General features: G+C 63.0%; 17 protein-coding genes. 11 read left to right on the top strand and 6 right to left on the bottom strand.

Annotated features, from left to right (window positions below; genetic code table 11):
- Together VFW93_RS03895 and VFW93_RS03900 are read right to left on the bottom strand one after the other, a co-directional pair.
- The coding region (locus VFW93_RS03895) for a GGDEF domain-containing protein (RefSeq protein ID WP_329692678.1) at positions 1 to 1403 on the bottom strand (1403 nt) is incomplete at its 3' end.
- Positions 1404 to 1616: 213 nt separating this feature from the next.
- Positions 1617 to 2555 carry a Tim44 domain-containing protein gene (locus VFW93_RS03900; protein WP_329692679.1) on the bottom strand — a complete coding sequence of 313 codons (939 nt, stop codon included), beginning with the start codon at positions 2553 to 2555 and terminating at the stop codon, positions 1617 to 1619.
- A gap of 133 nt (positions 2556 to 2688) precedes the next feature.
- Here VFW93_RS03900 and dbpA point away from each other — a divergent pair, with 133 nt between their 5' ends.
- Both dbpA and VFW93_RS03910 read left to right on the top strand, forming a co-directional pair.
- On the top strand, positions 2689 to 4134 hold the full coding sequence (gene dbpA / locus VFW93_RS03905; protein ID WP_329692680.1) for an ATP-dependent RNA helicase DbpA: 1446 nt from the start codon (positions 2689 to 2691) through the stop codon (positions 4132 to 4134).
- 74 nt (positions 4135 to 4208) lie between these two features.
- Positions 4209 to 4994, top strand: a complete 786-nt coding sequence (locus tag VFW93_RS03910; RefSeq protein WP_329692681.1) for a GNAT family N-acetyltransferase — start codon at positions 4209 to 4211, stop codon at positions 4992 to 4994.
- A 9-nt stretch (positions 4995 to 5003) separates the two neighbouring features.
- Here VFW93_RS03910 and VFW93_RS03915 read toward each other — a convergent pair whose 3' ends face one another.
- The gene (locus tag VFW93_RS03915; protein ID WP_329692682.1) at positions 5004 to 6086 is read right to left on the bottom strand and encodes an alpha/beta hydrolase; all 1083 of its coding nucleotides are present in this window, start codon (positions 6084 to 6086) and stop codon (positions 5004 to 5006) included.
- A gap of 290 nt (positions 6087 to 6376) precedes the next feature.
- Here VFW93_RS03915 and VFW93_RS03920 point away from each other — a divergent pair, with 290 nt between their 5' ends.
- On the top strand, positions 6377 to 8923 hold the full coding sequence (locus VFW93_RS03920; RefSeq protein WP_329692683.1) for a YgiQ family radical SAM protein: 2547 nt from the start codon (positions 6377 to 6379) through the stop codon (positions 8921 to 8923).
- A gap of 131 nt (positions 8924 to 9054) precedes the next feature.
- The gene (locus VFW93_RS03925; RefSeq protein ID WP_329692684.1) at positions 9055 to 10602 is read left to right on the top strand and encodes a methyl-accepting chemotaxis protein; all 1548 of its coding nucleotides are present in this window, start codon (positions 9055 to 9057) and stop codon (positions 10600 to 10602) included.
- A 7-nt stretch (positions 10603 to 10609) separates the two neighbouring features.
- Here the strand turns inward: VFW93_RS03925 and VFW93_RS03930 are convergent, their stop codons facing one another.
- Positions 10610 to 11851 (bottom strand): DUF4010 domain-containing protein, encoded by a 1242-nt coding sequence (locus tag VFW93_RS03930; RefSeq protein ID WP_329692685.1) that lies wholly within the window; start codon positions 11849 to 11851, stop codon positions 10610 to 10612.
- 122 nt (positions 11852 to 11973) lie between these two features.
- On the opposite strand from VFW93_RS03930, the gene minC reads away from it, so the two are divergent.
- The 7 genes from minC (at position 11974) to VFW93_RS03965 (ending at position 18434) form a co-directional block, all read left to right on the top strand.
- Complete coding sequence (gene minC / locus VFW93_RS03935) at positions 11974 to 12738, top strand: septum site-determining protein MinC (protein WP_329692686.1); 765 nt, start codon at positions 11974 to 11976, stop codon at positions 12736 to 12738.
- Between the two features lie 42 nt (positions 12739 to 12780).
- Positions 12781 to 13596: a septum site-determining protein MinD gene (gene minD, locus VFW93_RS03940; protein ID WP_290646216.1), complete on the top strand. Its 816-nt coding sequence runs from the start codon at positions 12781 to 12783 to the stop codon at positions 13594 to 13596.
- A gap of 4 nt (positions 13597 to 13600) precedes the next feature.
- Positions 13601 to 13861 carry a cell division topological specificity factor MinE gene (minE, locus tag VFW93_RS03945; protein ID WP_290646214.1) on the top strand — a complete coding sequence of 87 codons (261 nt, stop codon included), beginning with the start codon at positions 13601 to 13603 and terminating at the stop codon, positions 13859 to 13861.
- A 92-nt stretch (positions 13862 to 13953) separates the two neighbouring features.
- Positions 13954 to 14406 (top strand): hypothetical protein, encoded by a 453-nt coding sequence (locus tag VFW93_RS03950; protein ID WP_329692687.1) that lies wholly within the window; start codon positions 13954 to 13956, stop codon positions 14404 to 14406.
- A gap of 98 nt (positions 14407 to 14504) precedes the next feature.
- Positions 14505 to 15272 carry a ParA family protein gene (locus VFW93_RS03955; protein WP_329692688.1) on the top strand — a complete coding sequence of 256 codons (768 nt, stop codon included), beginning with the start codon at positions 14505 to 14507 and terminating at the stop codon, positions 15270 to 15272.
- Positions 15273 to 15559: 287 nt separating this feature from the next.
- Positions 15560 to 16303: an N-acyl amino acid synthase FeeM domain-containing protein gene (locus tag VFW93_RS03960; RefSeq protein ID WP_329692689.1), complete on the top strand. Its 744-nt coding sequence runs from the start codon at positions 15560 to 15562 to the stop codon at positions 16301 to 16303.
- A 241-nt stretch (positions 16304 to 16544) separates the two neighbouring features.
- The gene (locus tag VFW93_RS03965; protein ID WP_329692690.1) at positions 16545 to 18434 is read left to right on the top strand and encodes an ATP-binding protein; all 1890 of its coding nucleotides are present in this window, start codon (positions 16545 to 16547) and stop codon (positions 18432 to 18434) included.
- 4 nt (positions 18435 to 18438) lie between these two features.
- Here the strand turns inward: VFW93_RS03965 and VFW93_RS03970 are convergent, their stop codons facing one another.
- Entirely contained in the window at positions 18439 to 18945 is a 507-nt protein-coding gene (locus VFW93_RS03970) for a DUF1993 domain-containing protein (RefSeq protein ID WP_329692691.1), read from the bottom strand.
- 56 nt (positions 18946 to 19001) lie between these two features.
- Positions 19002 to 19958 (bottom strand): DUF808 domain-containing protein, encoded by a 957-nt coding sequence (locus VFW93_RS03975; protein WP_329692692.1) that lies wholly within the window; start codon positions 19956 to 19958, stop codon positions 19002 to 19004.
- Positions 19959 to 20026 lie beyond the last annotated feature (68 nt).

Below are 20026 nucleotides of genomic sequence, written 5' to 3' on the forward strand. Positions count from 1 at the left end.
TCGTCAAAGAAGCGATAGGTGTTGCGCCCCTCCTCCTTGGAGCGGTACATGGCCGTGTCCGCGCGCTGCAGCAGGATCTCGAAATCCTCGCCGTCGTTGGGCGCCATGGCAATGCCGATGGACGCAGAGATCGACAACTCCTGACCATCGATCACGATGGGCTTGGCCAGCTCTTCAATCAGCTTGGTCACCACCGGTGCGGCCGCATCCACGTCTGGCAGATCCTTCAGGATCATCAGGAACTCGTCACCGCCTGGCCGGCTCACGGTATCGGTCTGGCGCAGCGTGCGTGTCAGGATGTCGGCCACAGCCTGCAGCAGCTGATCGCCCACTGCGTGCCCCAGCGTGTCGTTGATGTTCTTGAAGTGGTCCAGGTCCAGCAAGACCATGGCCACCTGTTTCTGATGCCGCTTGGCGTCGGCCAGGGCCTGATTCAGGCGGTCACGTGCCAGCTCCCGGTTGGGCAGGCTGGTCAGCACATCGTGGTACGCCAGGAAAGCCGCCCGTTGCTCTGCCTCCAGACGCTCCTCGATCTCTTCGCTCAAGCGGCGATAGGGATCGCGCACGCTGGTGATGAAGACCGCTCGGTAGATGAAGTAATAGGCCACGACCTTGTAGAGGTGCCCCAGCAGGATGAACATGTCATTGACGCTGCCATACATGGTCAGGCAGGCTTCTGACAAGACGGTGATGATGGCCGCAGCGCACAGGTCATTGGTGCTGTAGGCCAGGTCTGCGCTTTTGCGCCGCATGAAGACAAAGGCAGCCAAGGCCGCCAGGGCCATCACGCCATATTCCGCCAGGATCTTGAAAACCGTCAGGCCCTTGCCTTCCACAAAGGTGCGAGGCCAGAACCCTGGCGCCATCAACTCGATGGCGTACATGGCAGCCGTCCACAACAGGGCGGCTGCCAACAGGGCATAACGGGGCCACCCAGAATGCAGAGGCTGTATGGGGCGGACGGCTGCAGCCAGCATGGTCCAGGCTGCGGTGTAGCGTGCCATCAACCAGAACTCGATGGCCTTCTCCGGGCTGGAGGGCGTCACGAAATCAGGCATGCCCTTGAAGGAGAGCGTGTGACCGAAATCGATCAGGCCCACAGCCAGAAACCCGCAGCCAATGATGACGATGTTGCCTGGCTGCCCTGGGCTGCGCGCGTGCCACGCCACGGAAAACACCAGCAGGGCCGCCACGATGGCACCGAATTCCGTGATCGTGTGCACGGACACCGAGAAGAACGTGCCGTCAATGTGCCAGGGCAAAAAGCTGACACCACCCCACAGGACGATGAGGATCACCGCCAGGCTGAGTATCAGCCTGGTCGGCAGCTCATGCGACACGCCATCTGGCGTGCCCATCTTGGGTGACACAACCGGCTCGACGCCAGCTTCGGGTGCAGACATATCGGGTGCACCCCCATGAGTTGCCGTCCTGGACAAACAGACGGCAGACCCGCGCAGAGTGCGAGGCAATAAATGACTACCTTATCGGCACATGTTGCACTGTCATTGAGTGTGTCAGTTCCAAACAAAAGATGGCGCACCAGGCGCCATCTTCATCTTTGCGTCAAAGAACCGTGAACAGCGTCACGGCTCGCGACAATCAAGCTCGGTACATCAGGCAGCGATCGGCGTGATGCCAGCGATCGCCCAATCCTGGCTCTCATCGACGGGGCGAACCAGATGCCACAGCTCGTTGAAAGGCTCGGCACCGGCGTTGACCTCTTCCCGGATCAGGCCGTGGAAGCGCACCGTGGCCACCCACTGGCCGCCCTCCTTGGCCGTGTCCACCAACTCGGCGTCGAGTTGCATGACGTCGGTCTGGTTGGCAGCCTGTCCGCGCTCCTGAATGTCCAGTCGCAGCGATGCAAACAACTCGGGCGTGGTGAACTTGCGCAAATCATCGATGTTGCCGGCATCGTTGGCTGCCTGCATGCGGATGAAGATCATCTTGGCCGTACGCGTGAAACCAGCCGCATCAAAGCCGGCAGGCATCTCCGTCGCGGCCGCCGCGCCGCCGGAAGCCAGGTTGGCAGAGGGCTGAGCCACCGCCTCACGGTACATGGGCGACGCAGGCTGAGGCACGCTTTGCGAAGGGTACGGCGCACCCGCACCGGCCAGTTGAGGACCTGCCGCTGGTGCCGCGCCCTTGAAACGACGCATCAGCCAGCCAATGACCATGAAGGCCACTACGGCCAGCAGGGCCATGGTCAGGAAGTTGCCGAACGCCTCACCCATACCGAGGTGGCTCATCAAGGCAGCAATACCCAGGCCTGCGGCGATCCCCGCAATAGGGCCCAGCCAGGAACGCTTGCCTGGCTGTGCAGCCGGAGCCGCCGGTTGTGCAGGCGCCGCATTGGCCTGCTGACCAGGCTTGACAGCCTGATTCGGCGTGGCGTCAGGCGTCGCGCTGGGCTGCTTGGCCGGCATCTGGCGCTGCATGCCGCTGGCACGCCCACCGCCCAGGCGCTTGGCCTCGACATCCATGGGCGCAGACACCATGCCCACACCTGCCAACACCACGGCCAGCGCCGTCAAACCATTCTTCCAGTTCATGGAATTTTCTATCCTTACCCCATCATGGAGTCGTTGCAAACACGCGCATTGTGCGCGCCTGGACAGTAGATGGGGGCTGCCCTTGTGAATTCAACGGTCCTTGACAAAAGGCTGTACTGACGATAATGGCGCCATGAGTACCCCATCCCCCGCAGACGCCCGTCCAGTCACTTCATTCAGCACCCTGCCGCTGAGCCCCGCCATGCAGGACAACCTGCAAGCCCTGGGTTACCTGGCCATGACGCCCATCCAGGCAGCCAGCCTGCCTCTCACACTGGCCGGGGACGACCTCATTGCCCAGGCCAAGACCGGCAGCGGCAAGACCGCGGCCTTCGCGCTGCCCATGTTGCACCGTCTCAACGGCGCCAGCATGGCCGTACAAGGCATGGTGATGTGTCCCACGCGTGAACTGGCCGATCAGGTCGCCCAGGAAATCCGCCGACTGGCCCGTTTCGAACCCAACACCAAGGTGCTCACGCTTTGCGGCGGCGCCACCATGCGACCGCAGATTGAAAGCCTGGCGCACGGCGCACACATCGTCGTGGGCACGCCTGGGCGCCTGATGGACCACCTGGAGCGCGGCACGCTGGACCTGTCCGGCCTGCAAACCCTGGTGCTCGACGAAGCGGACCGCATGCTGGACATGGGCTTCCACGATGACATCGTCGCCGTGACCCGCCAATGCCCCAAAAAGCGCCAGACCCTGCTGTTCTCGGCCACATATCCGGAGGGCATCGCGAAGTTGAGCGCCCAGTTCCTGCGCTCGCCCAAGGAGGTCAAGGTCGAGAGCACGCATGACGCCAGCAAGATCCGACAGTTATGGATCGAGGTCGAAGGCAGCACCCGCCTGGATGCCGTCTCCAGCCTGCTGTTGCACTATCGCCCCGCCAGCACCATCGCTTTTTGCAACACCAAGCAACAATGCCGCGACCTGGTGAACGTGCTCACCGCGCATGGCATCGAGGCCATCGCCCTGCACGGCGACCTGGAGCAACGCGACCGCGACCAGGTGCTGATCCAGTTCGCCAACCGCAGCGCCTCCGTGCTGGTGGCCACCGACGTGGCCGCCCGTGGCCTGGACATCGCCCAGCTGGAAGCCGTGATCAATGTGGACGTGACACCTGACCCTGAAGTGCACATCCACCGCATTGGCCGCACCGGCCGTGGTGATGCCGAGGGCCTGGCCCTGAATCTGGCCAGCATGGACGAGATGGGCCGCGTGGGCAACATCGAACTGCTGCAAGGCCGCGAATCGAAGTGGCAGAAGCTGTCTGATCTGACACCCGCCAGCAAGGAACCGCTGCAGCCACCCATGGTCACCATCCAGATTCTGGGCGGCAAGAAGGAAAAGATCCGACCGGGTGACGTGCTGGGTGCGCTCACGGGCGAAGCGGGCCTGCAGGGCAGCCAGATCGGCAAGATCAACGTCACGGACTTCCACACCTACGTGGCGGTGGAGCGTGGCATTGCCGGCAAGGCCGTGGCGCAACTCAACACAGTCAAGGTCAAGGGCAAGAAGGTCAAGGCCCGGCTGTTGAAGGACGTGCTGGCCGCTGCGGCCCAGGAATCAGGGCGCTGAAACAAAGTGAAAGGTGGGGTGGCATGGGCGCGCTAGGATTGGTGCATCCAGAACAACACGCAGGAGCCCCCCACATGACCAGCGCTTTGCTTGAAGACCTGGCCGACCAGAACCTGGCACACGCCGTGCGCATCCATGCCCGCTGGCAACCCGCCGGTCGGCTGCTTGAACTCAACGGTGTCTTGCTGCATCAGGGCACGCTGCCCTTGCCGCTGCCACATCAGAACTGCGTCATCAGGGTGGATCAGGCCGTAGCACCTGAGCTGGTGCTCAAGCAGGCACAGGCTTTTTTTGGCGGGCAGGCCAATCCGTACGCGGTGATCACGATGAGCCGCCAGGATCTGGACCTGGACGCCTACCTGGACGCCGAGGGCTTCACGGCGCAAGCCGACCTGCCGGCGATGCTGGCCGAAGCCCCCGTGGCCATGCCGCCGATTGCTGCTGACTGGCGCATCGACCTGCTGGCCCGCGCAGACGAGCTGCCCGCCTTCGTGGACGTGTGCGCCAAGGCCTATGCCACGCTGGGCCTGCCCGAGGTGTTCACGCCCAGCTTCTTCGTGGATACCGCAGGCCTGCTGGCACCGGATGTCTCCATCGCGCTGGCTCGCCGCCAGGATGGCCTGGTGGGTGCTGCCGCCATGGTGCTGCACACAGGTGATGTCGCCGGCATCTATTGGGTGGGCACCCTGCCCGATGCACGCGGGCACGGCCTGGCCGCAGCGTGTACGGCAGCCGTCACCAACCTGGCGCTGGAACGCGGCGCACAGGGCGTGGCGCTGCAGGCCACGCACATGGGCGAGCCCACCTACCGCAGGCTGGGCTTTCGCGAGTACGGCCGCATGACGCGCTGGAGCCGCTGAGGCAGGTGCTCAGGGTGCCGTCTGGGCGTTGATGAACTTCAGCACCTGGCCAGGCAACTCGGGCGCGGTGTGGTTGATGAAATGCCCTTGCCCCTCGAGCTTGTGCAGCTCCAGCTTGGGCACAAAGGCTTCCACACCCTGCCATGACCCGGCGGCAAACGCCATGTCCTGCGCACCATACAAGGCCAGGGTGGGCGCCCTCACCTTCATCATCAACAAGGCCAGCCAGTTGGGCTTGTCCGTGTAGAACGTGGGGCTCGCGGGCAGGTCCATCACCCGGTAATAGCTGAACATGCGCTCCCACATCTCGTCGGTGGCCATGTTCGTCTGAATGAGCCGATTGGCGCGCAAGCCGGCGTAGAAGGGTTGAAAGAGATCATCGGGGCCGGCGGTCAGCAAACGGCGCGCTTCGGCCGAGGCTTCGGGCGTGTTCTGCCGGATCAGATCGATGTAGCGGCTGCGCTGGCTCTGCTCCGAATCCGGCTTGGCCAGCTCCCGAAAGAAGGGATAGGGATGCGGTGTGGACAACACCACCACCGCCTTGGTTCGGGCTGGCAACAACATGCCGTACATCCAGGCAAAGTTGCCGCCCCAGTCGTGCCCGACCGGGATCACCTGCTTGTAGCCCAGGCAGGCCACCACGGCATCCAGTTCGAAGGTGATGCGATACAGGTTGTAGGCCGACAGCGAGGTGGGCCTGGACGACTCGCCATACCCCTTGAGGTCGATGGCGATGGCATCGTGCTCGGCACCGATCAGATTGAGCCAGTTCTCCCATGAACGGGCAAACTCCGGAAAGCCATGCAGGAACACCACCACCGGCTTGTCAGGGTGGGCCTGGTTGCCCGGGCGCTTCATCAGGACGCGGTAGCTGGCATGGGGCGCCAGAAAGGGATCCAGCCTGACCTGCCGCTCTTCGAACGCATCCCAACGCCCCCAGACCTGTTCCTCCTGCGCCAGTTGTGCTGCGGACTTCGCGGCAGGCGTATCCACCTGACACCCGGCCCACACCGTTGACATCCACGCCAGGCTCATGGCGCCCAACGCCCTGCCGGCCCAGATGGCCGACGATCCTGTTTTGAAACCCATCATGTCGCTCCTTGGAAGTTGCATTCGGATGCCTGCCATTGCAGCCATTTGCACGAGGCGACGCCACAGTCTTGCGCCGAAAAGGCGAAATCGGCACCTGAACGACCGACGTGAGCGCGCGAAACACTGGCGGCCGACATCCCGGGAACCTGAGCGCGCCCAGGGGCAAAAGCGGTACGCCTCAAAAGTCCCTGATCAAAATGAGGCCTCTGATTCAGCCAGTCAGGCGACAATAGAGGGTTGTCCGTATCCGACTTGCCTGGCGCCCATGCAGTGCGTCAGCTTGGAAGCCCATGTCCGCCCAGACCACCGTGTCCCCCGTCGCCAAATCCACGCAGCCCGCCGCGCCGAAGGCCCCCAAGGCCCTGACCGCTTACCGGCCTTTCTGGGCCAAGCGCTTCGGCACGGCCAGGTTCCTGCCCATGAGCCGCGAGGAGATGACCGAGCTCGGCTGGGACAGCTGCGACATCATCATCGTCACGGGCGACGCCTATGTGGACCACCCCAGTTTCGGCATGGCCGTGATCGGCCGCGTGCTGGAAGCCCAGGGCTTCCGCGTGGGCATCATCGCGCAGCCGGACTGGCAAAGCGCCGACCCGTTCAAGGTGTTGGGCAAGCCCAATCTGTTCTATGGCGTGGCGGCCGGCAACATGGATTCGATGATCAACCGCTACACGGCTGATCGCAAGATCCGCAGCGACGACGCCTACACCCCCGGCGGCGAAGCCGGCAAGCGCCCGGACCGCGCCTCGCTGGTCTATGCCCAGCGCTGCAAGGAAGCCTACCCGGATGTGCCCATCGTCATGGGTGGCATCGAAGCCTCGCTGCGCCGCATCGCGCACTACGACTACTGGCAGGACAAGGTCCGCCGCTCCATCCTGGCTGATGCCAAGGCCGATCTGCTGCTGTACGGCAATGCCGAACGCGCCATCGTGGAAGTGGCCCACCGCCTCGCCGCCCGCGAGCCCATCGAGCAGATCACCGATGTACGCGGCACCGCCTTCCTGCGTCGCACGAATGACCCGACGGCGCTCGGCTGGTTCGAACTGGATTCGAGCGAGGTCGACATGCCCGGCCGCATCGACCAGCACATCAATCCCTACATGACCATGGCCCAGCAGGCCGAGGCCCAGGGCGAGACCTGCGCACGCGAGGAAGAAGGCGCGTTCGACCCGCTCAAAGGTCAGGGCAAAGGCACTGCTCAGGTGGATGCGGCAGCCGCAGGCGGCCAGATGGATCTGTCCGGCGGCGCCAAGCCCATCAAGCTCGTGGTCAACCCCACGCTGGCAGCCAAGTCTGCGGCCATCAAGGCCAACGCGGCCCTGCCTGAACGCGCCGGTCGCATCGTGATGCCACCGCGCGAACGCACCGTGATCCGCCTGCCCTCGTACGAACAGGTCAAGAGTGACCCCGTGCTGTATGCCCACGCCAACCGCGTGCTGCACCTGGAAACCAACCCGGGCAATGCCCGCGCGCTGGTGCAGGCCCATGCCAACCGCGATGTGTGGATCAACCCGCCGCCCATCCCGCTGACCATGGCCGAGATGGACCACGTGTTCGATCTGCCGTATGCACGCAGCCCGCACCCGGCTTATGCGGATGAAAACGGCGGCCACGACGGCCCCACCAAGATCCCCGCCTGGGAGATGATCCGCTTCAGCGTGAACATCATGCGCGGCTGCTTCGGGGGCTGCACCTTCTGCTCCATCACCGAGCACGAAGGCCGCATCATCCAGAGCCGCAGCGAAGATTCGATCATCCATGAGATCGAAGAGATCCGCGACAAGGTCAAGGGCTTCACCGGCGTCGTGTCCGACCTGGGCGGGCCCACGGCCAACATGTACCGCATCGGCTGCAAGTCGCCCGAGATCGAGGCGGCCTGCCGCAAGCCCAGCTGCGTCTACCCGGGCATCTGCAGCAACCTCAACACCGACCATGGCCCGCTGATCAAGATCTACCGCCGTGCGCGTGCGCTGCGTGGCGTCAAGAAGATCCTGATCGGATCCGGCCTGCGTTATGACCTGGCCGTGAAGTCGCCTGAGTACATCAAGGAGCTGGTCACCCACCACGTGGGCGGCTACCTCAAGATTGCGCCGGAGCACACCGAAGGCGGGCCGCTGTCCAAGATGATGAAGCCGGGCATCGGCACGTATGACAAGTTCAAGCAACTGTTTGACAAGTTCAGCGAAGAAGCCGGCAAGAAGCAGTTCCTCATCCCCTACTTCATCGCGGCCCACCCCGGCACCAGCGACGAGGACATGATGAACCTGGCCTTGTGGCTCAAGCGCAATGGCTTCCGCGCCGACCAGGTGCAAACCTTCTACCCCAGCCCCATGGCCACGGCCACGGCCATGTACCACTCGGGCCGCAACCCGCTCAAGGGCATCAGCCGTGATGAAACGCGCAGCGAACGTGTGGACGTGGTCAAGGGCGAGAAGCGCCGCCGCCTGCACAAGGCCTTCCTGCGCTACCACGACCCCAACAACTGGCCCCTGCTGCGCGAGGCCCTCAAGGACATGGGTCGGGCCGACCTGATCGGCAACGGCAAGCACCACCTGATCCCCTTCTACCAGCCGCAAACGGATGGCAGCTACCAGAGCGCACGCCGCAAGAATTCGACGGGCGCCGCAGGCAGCAAGACATCGATGACCGCCATCGGGCGTGCCAGCCACCAGCTGAAAGAAGCACCGGACCCCAGGCAGTTGCCCAAGGTTCAGCCCCGCAAGGGCCAGATCCTCACGCAGCATACGGGTCTGCCGCCGCGTGACAACGGGGGCCCCAAAGGCCCCGCCACGCCCAGAACCAGAAGCACTGGCGGAGCCCGGAAAAAAGTCCGCTAGCCCCCACAAATAACTTGATCCAGCACAAATAACTTCAGTGACTGGGGTGCATGCCGATATCCCGGTCCAGGACCGGGGCGCCCACATTGGCAGTACCTCCCGGCCTGAATGACAACTGGAGTCAAGTAGCAATGAGAATGCGACAAATATTGCTGGGCCTGGGCATGCTCGGCGTATCGTTTTCGGCAGCAGTCGGCACTGCCGGCTGGTGGGGCGCACACGCCCTGGGCGAACACATGGACGAGGCCGTGATCGCCACACAGGCCACACAGGCTGCCACCATGGGTGACATGATGCATGACGCCCTGCGCGGCGATGTGTTCCAGGCCCTGATGTATGGCCAACTGGGTGACGAAGCCGGGCTGAGCCAGGCTCGCAAGGAAGCCAAGGAACACGGCGACGGTTTCAAGGCACGTGTGCATGACCTGCAAGGCCTGCCCATGAGTGCCGACCTCAAGGCCAGAGCCGACGCGCTGGCACCGGTCGTCGACCGCTATGCCGCGGCTGGCGAGGAGATCGCCATGCTGGCCGCCCAGGACAACAAGGCCGCACAAGCCAAACTGCCGGGTTTTGTGGCCTTGTTCAAAGAGCTGGAAACCGTTCAGGAATCACTGGTCGAAGGGATCGAGACCGCGGCCAAGCGCTCTGAAGAAAACGCGCAACAGGCTCGCAGCCGCACCCTCTGGCTGCTGGCAGGCGTCACACTGGCGGGCGCAGCCATGTTGTTCACAGCCTCGCTGCTGGTCACGCGCTATCTCATGCAGACACTGGGCGCCGAACCCGATACCGTGCGCAAGCTGTTGCGACGCGTGACCGGGGGCGATCTCGGCGTCCAGGTACGCGTCAAACAGGGCGATCAAGATAGCGTGATTGCATCCATGGCCGCGATGGTGGCGCAGTTGCGCCAGACCGTGGCCAACGTTCGCGACAACGCCGACAGCGTGGCCAACGCCTCGGCCGAGGTCTCGGCCGGGAGCACGGACCTGTCCAACCGCACCCAGGATCAGGCTGCGGCACTGGAGCGCTCGGCATCTGCACTGGAGCAACTGTCCAGCACCGTGAGCCACAACGCGGACAACGCCGCTCAAGCCAATCAGCTGGCGCAAGGTGCCAGCGCGGTGGCGGGTCATGGCGGCGAGGTGGTGACGCAACTCGTGTCCACCATGCAAGACATCCACCGCTCCTCGCAGAAGATCGCCGAAATCATCAGCGTGATCGATGGCATCGCCTTCCAGACCAACATCCTGGCGCTCAATGCCGCCGTGGAAGCGGCCCGTGCAGGCGAGCAAGGTCGCGGTTTTGCCGTGGTCGCCGGAGAGGTTCGCAATCTGGCGCAACGCAGCGCTGAAGCGGCCAAGGAGATCAAGAGCCTGATCACCTCCAGCGTCGAGCGCGTCACCATGGGTGCCGAGCAGGCCGATCAGGCAGGCAGCACCATGAAGAGCATCGTGGACGCCATTGCCAAGGTCACGGACGTGATCGGCGAGATCAGCAGCGCCAGCCGCGAACAGACGGCAGGCATCGCACAGGTGACGGATGCCGTGACGCAGATGGACCAGGGCACGCAAAGCAACGCTGCGCTGGTAGAGCAGACCGCGGCCGCAGCCGAAAGCTTGCGCAACCAGGCCGACCATCTGGCACGAGCAGTGGGCACCTTCAAACTGAGCGCGCAGACCTGAGGCCCACTCAACGCAGCAGCCAGACCACCCAGGCCCCTGCACACAGCAGATTGAGCGCCAAGGCCAGGCCCACGCCCAGGCCAAAGCGCTGGCCACCAGAGGTCAGCGCCACACCGGTTCTCGTCACGGCGTTGGCAGACAAGGCCACCATCAAACCCCAAAGCAGGTGCGCCTGGGACAAGTGCCCTGCCCCGAACAGCCCCATCAGACTGGCCATCGGTGCATGCGCGTCTGCCAGGGCGGCCAGGGCCGTCCCCATCAGCAGGCCACCGACACCCTGTTGCTGCGCCAGGCTGACCAGCACCGCCCCGCCCACCAGCAGCATCGTGACACTCACCGCTTCGCGCAGGCGCAAGACGCCCTGAGTGCCTGCAGGCTGCTTGTCCTGCACAGGCTCGGGCACCCCGTCGCGATGCCATGTCAAGGCCCCCAGCACCACCGGCACCGCCACCCCCACGCAGACCAGCGACCAGACCTGCTGCGCAGCCCCGACCGACACCAGGGTGGCCATCAACAAGATCTGCAACCAGGTGGCCGCCATTGACAGCACACTGGCGCACAAGGCCAGACGCAATGGTGCCTGCCCACCACGAACCAGGCTGCCCATGGCGCTGATGGTCGCCGTGCTGGACACGAAGCCCCCCAGCAGGCCGGATAGCGCCAGGCCCGCCCTCGCCCCGAGCAGGCGCCGCCCCACATGCCCGGCTGCCTGCATGAGCAGGATCATGATCACCAGCATCAAGACCCGTTGCGCCGACAGCTGCCCCAACCAGGACACGGGTGAAGCAGGCAACAAAGGCAACAAGACCAGCACCAGAGCAGACAGCAACAGGCCGTCATGCAGCTCACGTTCGGACAGCCACTCGGTGGCGAAATGGTGCAGGCGCTCCCGCGCCGCCAGAACAGCCGCGAGCACCGCCGCACAGCCAGCCGCCAGTGCCGGTTGTTCGACAGCCAGCATGCCGATCAGGGCAGTAGCCAGCAAGGCCAGCTCGGTGGTCAGCCCGGGATCACGCGAGCGGCTGCGCCAGTAGGACAGTGCGGCCAGTGCGGCCACGCCAGCCAGCGCCATGGCCGCCAGCACGGCGGACAGCATCTGCGCCACCGCGCCCGTCAGCGCCGCCACCATGAAGGTGCGCAGCCCTGCCGCCTCCCGATCGTCGCCCTGCCCCTTGCGCCGTTCGCGCTCCAGGCCGACGAGCAAACCCGCGCCCAGCGCCACGGCCAGGCCCATCTGTTGAGAAGACAACAAGCGATCCATGCCGCCAGTATGGCCCGCCATCGGGGTAAGGCCCGATCCAATCGTGCCGAGCGCGGCCGGATCGGGCCCCGCCTTGCCTTAAACTCTGGGTTTTTCAGCGCCTGTCGTCCATGTCCGCCGCATCACCCGCGAACGCCTCCGCCCTGTTCGACCTCAAGAGCGCCTCGCTCTCTCTGGAAGCCTTCCTGCTCAAGACCGGGAACATCCAGGCCCTGAGTCAGGCCATGGCGGAACGCTTTGGCGACACCCCCGATTTCTTCAGCCATGACCCGGTGGTCATCGACCTGACGCATCTGGCCAGCCTGGATGCCACCGTCAATTTCGAAGCGCTGATCCAGCTGCTCACCAGTTTCAAGCTCAAGCCCGTGGCCGTGCGCGGCGGCACCGTCAAACAGACCGCGGCCGCGCTGGAAGCCGGGTTGAGTGAAGCACCCGATGGCCATGCTGTCGCTGCGCGCGTCGAAACCGTGGTGCAGGAAGTCATCAAGGAAGTCGTGCGCGAAGTGCCGGTCGAGGTGCGCGTGGAAGTGCCCACCTCGGTGCCCACCATGGTCATCGACAAGCCCCTGCGCTCGGGTCAACAGATTTACGCCAAGGGTGGCGATCTGGTCATCATGGCCATCGTGAACCATGGCGCCGAAGTCATTGCCGACGGCAACATCCACGTGTACGCCCCGCTGCGCGGCAAGGCGATCGCCGGCGCCAAAGGCAACACCCAGGCCCGCATTTTTTCGACCTGCATGGAGCCCGAACTGCTGTCCATTGCCGGTACCTACCGCACCACAGAAAACCCGCTGCCCGCCAACATCAAAGGCAAGCCCGCCCAGATCCGTCTGGAAGGCGAGCGCCTGGTTTTCGACCCGATTCAAATCTGAGGCCCAGGCCTCAACCAGACTTACCTGAAAGGACAGCCATCCATGGCCAAGATCATCGTGGTGACCTCCGGCAAAGGGGGCGTTGGCAAGACGACCACCAGCGCCAGCTTCGCTTCCGGCCTGGCCCTGCGCGGGCACAAGACAGCCGTGATCGACTTCGACGTCGGTCTGCGTAACCTCGACCTCATCATGGGCTGCGAACGCCGCGTGGTGTATGACCTGATCAACGTGATCCACGGCGAGGCCAACCTGAACCAGGCCCTCATCAAGGACAAGCAGTGCGAGAACCTCTACGTGCTGGCGGCCTCGCAAACGCGCGACAAGGAAGCCCTGACGCAAGACGGCGTCGAGAAGGTGCTGAAAGACCTGGGCGAGATGGGCTTCGAGTACATCGTGTGTGACTCACCGGCCGGCATCGAAACGGGCGCGCTGATGGCCATGCACTTTGCCGACGAGGCCATCGTGGTGACCAACCCCGAAGTCTCCTCGGTGCGCGACTCCGACCGCATCCTGGGCATGCTCAACAGCAAGACCAAGCGTGCGCAAGACGGCGCCGAGCCCATCAAGGAACACCTGCTCATCACACGCTACAACCCCAATCGCGTGGAAGGCGGCCAGATGCTGTCGCTGGAAGACGTGCACGAGATCCTGCGCGTCAAGCTGATCGGCGTGATCCCTGAATCGGAGACCGTGCTGAACGCCTCCAACCAGGGCATCCCGGCCATCCACATGAAGGGCTCGGATGTCGCCGAGGCTTACAGCGACGTGATCGACCGTTTCCTGGGCCAGGACAAACCACTGCGCTTCATCGAAGCCGAAAAGCCCGGCTTCTTCAAGCGCCTGTTCGGAGGCAAGTAAGACCATGGGATTCCTGTCCTTCTTCCTCGGCGAAAAGAAGCAGACCGCCACGGTGGCCAAGGAGCGGCTGCAACTGATCCTGGCGCACGAGCGCAATGGTCGCAGCCACAGCCCCAGCTACCTGCCCGATCTGCAGCGCGAACTGGTGGCGGTGATCTCGAAATACGTCTCCATCAATCCGGACGACATCAAGGTGTCCATGGAGCGCCAGGGCGACCTCGAGGTGCTTGAAGTCAAGATCGAGCTGCCCGAACCCGGTCGCTGATCCGCCACACCTCCCCGTGCCAGGGGATGGCTTCCAGTGCCGGTGCTCCTAGACTTGGACGATTAAACATCCAACATCACAGGAGACCGGCCTTGAAGTCCTTCATTGCACCGGCAGCAGCCATGCTCATCTGCCTGCTGGGTGAACTCGCAGCCGTCGCGCCAGCACATGCCCAGGCGGTTGACACCTGCGTGTATGAACGCGATACGGTCACCGTGTCTGGCGAAGTCCACCGCAAGCACCGCAAGGGTGCCCCGGACGACGAAGACAGCTATCTGCGTGGCCGCACCGATACCGCCATCATCCTCAAGTTGCAGCACGCCTTGTGCGTGATGCTGCCTGACGACGTCAACCTGGCGCTGCGCCCTCGCCGCATCCAGGAGTTGCAACTGGTCACCGATGAGCGCCTGCCGCGCTCATCCGAACGGATCAGGCGTTTTGAAGGCACGGTGCTGCTGGACCAGGACGGCAGCCATCAAAGGCCGGTGTTGCTGGAAATCAAACAGACGGACGAAGGCAACAAGCCTGTACGCAAACAACGCTGACCGGGGTCGCGAAGCGCCATTGTTGCAGTGCACAATAGGCGCCAGGGCAACATCCTCAACGTCGCCCATTTCAACGCGTCCAAGGAAGGTCAGCAGCCATGCGCTATGTCGTGTTCAACCAGAAAGGTGGCGTCGGCAAGTCCACCATCACCTGCAACCTCGCGGCCATCAGCGCGAGCCAGGGCATGCGCACCCTGGTCATCGACCTGGACCCGCAGGGCAACTCCACGCAGTACCTGCTGGGCGCACCTCAGGAAGATGCCGAGGTCAGCGCCGCCGAGTTCTTCGACCAGACGCTGAAGTTCAGCGCGCGCCCCAAAGGTGCCGGCGACTACACGGTTGAAACGCCGTTCGAGAACCTGCACCTGATGCCCTCGCATCCCAGCCTGGATGAGCTGCATGCCAAGCTGGAGTCGCGCTACAAGATCTACAAGCTGCGTGATGCGCTGGCCGATCTGGCCGACGAATACGAGCGCATCTACATCGACACGCCCCCTGCCTTGAACTTCTACACACGCTCGGCACTGATCGCCGCGCAAGGCTGCCTCATCCCGTTCGACTGCGACGATTTCTCGCGCCGAGCCCTCTACACCCTGCTGGACAACGTGCAGGAAATCCAGGCTGACCACAACGAAGACCTGAAGGTGTCGGGCATCGTGGTCAACCAGTTCCAACCCCGTGCGTCCCTGCCCCAAAAACTGGTACAAGAGCTGATCGACGAGGGCCTGCCGGTCCTGCAGCCCTATCTGAGCGCATCGGTCAAGGTCAAGGAATCGCATCAACAGGCCAGGCCCATGATCCATCTGGATCAGCGTCACAAGCTCACGCTTGAAATGGTGGCATTGCACGATGCCCTGGGTCGATAAATAGTCGCCGACATCACAACATTGCGTGACATTTGTATCGATATTTTTACAACACCACCTCGCGGGGGGTGCTAGGCCAGATCCCCTGATCAGGGATAGCGGGAAGCTTGTACATCGGTCATGCTTGAACTCAGGCATCAGTCTTGCGCCATGCGCAATTTTGATGTCATGTGTACCTGTCACCGGCGGTCGGGACGGGGCACGCTGGCGTTGACTGAAACTGACCGCCAGGCAAGCCACCAGCAAGGGGGCAGTCAGTCAACAAGTCTGTAGTTCAAGGCTTCAATATGACAGACCCCAAGCTGACCCACGACCTCGCTGAGCATGCCGAGCAGGCCACGACTCAGCTCCTGCCTTTTCGCATCAGAATCGCCAGCAGCGACGACGACATTCGCCGCGCGGTCGCTGTCCGAACCCAGGCCTATGGTCGGCATGTGCCCGGCATGGAAGAGGTGCTCAAGGACCCGGAGCCCGACGACGACCGGGATGACGCCGTCGTGCTGATTGCCGAATCAAAGGAAGACGGTCAGGTGCTGGGCTCCATGCGCGTCATCACCAATGCGCTGCATCCCTTGCACCTCGAGCATGAACTTGCCCTGCCTGCGGCCCTGCAAGGCCGCAAACTGGCCGAAGCCTGGCGCCTGACCGTGCTCAACAGCGAGCCCGCCAGAATGGTGGCGCCGGCCCTGTACAAATCGCTCTACCAGATGTGTGTGTGCAGCAGCGTGGACTATGTGCTGGTGGCCGCCCGCCCGCCAGTGAACCGGATCTACCGCGCCATGCAGTTCAAAGATGCATTAAACGGGGGAAAATTCGCCTTATCCAATACTTTGAATATTCCTCACGGGCTTTATTATTTGCCCACTCGCGAAGCCTTCACTTTGTGGCGAACCGCCAAGTGGCCGCTTTATCCATTCATGGCTTTGACATGCCATCCGGATATTGAAATCGACTTCGACGTGGTCCGTCGTCGATTTCAGTCCCTGCCAGCGATGAATGGAGGTGCGATACACAGCAACCTCACCATCTGACCACCATGCACCGCACAACACGCTCGCTATTGATACCATCAGCCCGGCCAGCCCTGGAAACTCTCCAGCAAGCCCGCGGGTCTCATTTTCTTCCCGACAAGGTTTGACAGAAAGCGTCACATCACCTGCGATGGGCTACCAATTGTGCCCGATCGCCGGATATAGTGCGCTTTCGATCTGATTTCCGGCAAACCCGGAAAATGGATGGCACTGTGTCATGGGAACTGTTGAGGAGCGACTGATGCGTGTTGCCGCACTTTCCAAACTGCTTCGTTTTTTAGGACACCGGGGTTTCGCCAATCAGAAACTGGAGCAGGAGTTCCTGCTGAGCTTTCGCTCATACGGTGTACGGTTCCTATATATATCGGCCATGGTCGCTGCGGCCTGTTTTCTGGCCTTTTGGCTGGTCAATGGCCTGCTGGGGCACCATGATGCGCTGGACCCCATCCAAATCACACGGCTGACGGTTTCCCTGTGCTTTCTGGTATTTGGCCAATTTGTGCAGCATTTCAAATCGTTCTTTGCCCGCCACTATTCGGCAACTTTTTCGATTTTCGTGTGCCTGAGCACCCTCGCCACGGGCTACATCGCCCAGCGCGGGCAGGTTGGCGTCAGCACGATATCTGCATACTGGACCATCACCACCGCCATGGTGCTGGCCACGTTCATGACTTATGGCTTCGCCCGCCTGCAGGCCCTCAATACCCTGCTGCTGGGCGGTTTCATGATGATGGTGGCCATGACGTTTGCCGCCATGGCCCCCTCCTACGATCCGCAGGGCTACCAGCGCATGGTGATCCACCTGACCGCGGCCAACGTGCTGGGTTACATGCTGTACCGGTTCTCGATGGCACGTGAGCGCAAGCTGTTTCTGCAGTCCAAGCGCAAGAATCACGTGGCCGAACTGCGTCGCATGAAGGAACAGGCCGAAGCGGCCGACCGCGCCAAGACCGCCTTCCTGGCCAACATGAGCCACGAGATCCGCACCCCCATGAACGGCGTGATCGGCGCTCTGAGCATGCTCAATGTGGACAACCTCACCGAGCGCGACCGCCTGTTCGTCAAGTCGGCCAGGGACTCGGCCAAAAACCTGCTGGACATCCTCAACGAGATCCTGGACTTCGCCAAACTCGATGCCCACAAGGTTCGCCTGGCACCCACCCACTTCGACCCACGCGACACCATCGTCACAGCCGGCGAATCGTTCCGTGCCGCGGCCTTGCAAAAAGGCATTCAGATCCGGTGCGATGTGGCTGGTGTCCCGCTGGACGTCAAATCGCTCATGGCCGACGAAGGCAAGCTGCGCCAGGTGCTGCTCAATCTGATCAGCAACGCGGTGAAGTTCACGCAACAAGGTGAGGTGATCGTGTCCGCCACGGTGACCCCGATCGACAAGGACAGCGCCTTGCTGATCATCGATGTCTCCGACACCGGCATGGGCATTCCCGAAACCGCCCTGGAGCGCCTGTATCAGCCCTTCTACCAGGTCGAATCCGGCACCACACGCAGCCATGGCGGAACTGGCCTGGGCCTGGCCATCTGCAAGCAGATCGTCGAGGAAATGGGCGGCAAGATCAGCACCCGCAGTTCGCTGGGCGTGGGCACCACCTTCGAGATCCGGCTGGAAGTCCCCTACAGCACGACTGACCTGAGCAAGCCTGAGCACGATGGCGATCACATGACCTTCAGGGATTCGCTGCCACCGGAAGACCAGGACTGGAAACTGTCGGGCGAAGTCCTGCTGGTGGAGGACAACGAGGTCAACGCCTTCATTGCCTCGATGACCCTGGAAAGCCTGGGCGTGTCATGCCAGCTTGCCCGCAATGGCGAAGTAGCGGTGCAGATGTTCAGGGAGCAGGCTTTCGATGTGGTCCTGATGGACTGCGAAATGCCCATCATGGATGGCTATGAAGCGGTCCGCCAGATCCGTGTCATCGAATCGGAAGACACGGCGCGAGAGCGCACACCGGTGGTGGCCCTCACCGCGCACGCCCTGACGGGCGACCGCGAAGCCTGTCTGGAACGGGGCATGGATGACTACCTCACCAAGCCCTTTGACCGCCACATGCTGGCCGTGACGCTCAGCAAATGGCTGCCAATGACCGCGTCTGCCACGGCCACCAGCGCCTGATTCGTCAGGCGCCGCCCAGGAAGTCGGCCTTGCCGATCTCCACGCCACCATGGCGCAACAGGTTGTAGGCCGTGGTCGTGTGGAAGTACAGATTGGGCAGAACCCACCCCGTCAGGTAGGCCTGGCCCTTGAACTCGAAGGTGCGTGAGGGAAAGCTCAACACGATATCGGCGTCTTCCTTGCCGTCAATCTGTGCGGGCTGGATGGTCTTGAGGAAGGCCACGGTCTTGTCGAGACGAGCCTGCAGTTCTGCAAACGTCGTTTCGTTGTCCTCGTACTTGGGCATGTCGATGCCCGCCAGGCGTGCCGCGCCGCCCTTGACCGTGTCCGAGGCGATCTGCACCTGCCTGATCAAGGGGAACATGTCGGGGTAGATTCGGGCAGTCAGGAAGGCGTTCGGATCAATCTTGCGCGCCTCGCAATGGGCAGCGCCCTTGGCCAGAATGGCGGCCAGGTTGTTGAGGGTGTGGATGGCCACCGGGATGAAGGCCGAGTACATGGACAGGCTCATGATGCTTCCTCATTGTGTTGGGGTGGCGCTTTGTACATCCAACAGCGCCTCGCTGCTCAAGTGCGCTTGAATAGGCCCATGAGCTTGCTGCCCACCGTGACCACGGCCAGCACGATGGCGCCAGCTGCGATACCTGCAAGCGCATCAAGCAGCACAGGTGTCACGTATGCGAGGACGCCGCCGATGGCGGGCACGCCGTGTGCGGCATGTTCCACCGCGTCTACGACCTCATGTGCACCGGGCAGGCCATGCAGCAGAATGCCGCCCCCCACGAGGAACATGGCCGCGGTCCCCACGACAGACAGCGTCTTCATCATCACCGGCGCCGTGGCCAGCAAGGCGCGCCCCATGCCGCGTCGCGCCGCCGGCAAGGCGCCCTGCCCGCCCATCTGGCTGAAGTACAGGCCCACATCGTCCATCTTCACGATGGCCGCCACCAGGCCGTAGACGCCCACCGTGATCGCCAGGGAGACGCCACTGAGCACCATGATCTGGTTCATCAAAGGGGCTTCTGCCACGGTACCCAGGGTGATGGTCACGATTTCGGCCGACAGGATGAAATCGGTGCGCACGGCGCCTTCGATCTTGTCCTTCTCGAAAGCCACCATGTCCACTTCGGCATCGGCCAGCGCGTGGGCCAGCGCCTCACGGTGAACCTCTTCCTCGTGGTCATCGCCGTGCAGGAAAGGATGCGCGAGCTTTTCGACACCTTCAAAGCACAGATAGGCACCGCCGGCCATCAACAAGGGCGTCACAGCCCAGGGCATCAACGCGCTGATGGCCAATGCAGCGGGCACCAGGATCACCTTGTTGCGCACCGACCCCTTGGCCACGGCCCAGACCACCGGCAGTTCACGCTCGGCGCGGATACCGGCGACCTGCTGGGCATTGAGCGCCAGATCGTCTCCCAGCACGCCGGCCGTCTTCTTGGCGGCCACCTTGGCCATGACGGACACGTCGTCGAGGACGAGCGCAATGTCGTCGAGCAATACCAGGAGGCTGGATACAGCCATGATGTGGACTCCCTTGAATTCATCGCCTGCGTGGCCGATTGGTGACCACAGGCAAGGCGTGAATGTTA

Source organism: Aquabacterium sp. (genome assembly GCF_036279675.1).
Classification (GTDB): Bacteria; Pseudomonadota; Gammaproteobacteria; order Burkholderiales; family Burkholderiaceae_C; genus Aquabacterium.

Coding starts and splice junctions, on each gene's coding strand:
- VFW93_RS03900 (WP_329692679.1), bottom strand. CDS start 2,555: ATGAACTGGAAGAATGGTTTGACGGCGCTGGCCGTGGTGTTGGCAGGT.
- dbpA (WP_329692680.1), top strand. CDS start 2,689: ATGAGTACCCCATCCCCCGCAGACGCCCGTCCAGTCACTTCATTCAGC.
- VFW93_RS03910 (WP_329692681.1), top strand. CDS start 4,209: ATGACCAGCGCTTTGCTTGAAGACCTGGCCGACCAGAACCTGGCACAC.
- VFW93_RS03915 (WP_329692682.1), bottom strand. CDS start 6,086: ATGATGGGTTTCAAAACAGGATCGTCGGCCATCTGGGCCGGCAGGGCG.
- VFW93_RS03920 (WP_329692683.1), top strand. CDS start 6,377: ATGTCCGCCCAGACCACCGTGTCCCCCGTCGCCAAATCCACGCAGCCC.
- VFW93_RS03925 (WP_329692684.1), top strand. CDS start 9,055: ATGAGAATGCGACAAATATTGCTGGGCCTGGGCATGCTCGGCGTATCG.
- minC (WP_329692686.1), top strand. CDS start 11,974: ATGTCCGCCGCATCACCCGCGAACGCCTCCGCCCTGTTCGACCTCAAG.
- minD (WP_290646216.1), top strand. CDS start 12,781: ATGGCCAAGATCATCGTGGTGACCTCCGGCAAAGGGGGCGTTGGCAAG.
- minE (WP_290646214.1), top strand. CDS start 13,601: ATGGGATTCCTGTCCTTCTTCCTCGGCGAAAAGAAGCAGACCGCCACG.
- VFW93_RS03955 (WP_329692688.1), top strand. CDS start 14,505: ATGCGCTATGTCGTGTTCAACCAGAAAGGTGGCGTCGGCAAGTCCACC.
- VFW93_RS03960 (WP_329692689.1), top strand. CDS start 15,560: ATGACAGACCCCAAGCTGACCCACGACCTCGCTGAGCATGCCGAGCAG.
- VFW93_RS03965 (WP_329692690.1), top strand. CDS start 16,545: ATGCGTGTTGCCGCACTTTCCAAACTGCTTCGTTTTTTAGGACACCGG.
- VFW93_RS03970 (WP_329692691.1), bottom strand. CDS start 18,945: ATGAGCCTGTCCATGTACTCGGCCTTCATCCCGGTGGCCATCCACACC.
- VFW93_RS03975 (WP_329692692.1), bottom strand. CDS start 19,958: ATGGCTGTATCCAGCCTCCTGGTATTGCTCGACGACATTGCGCTCGTC.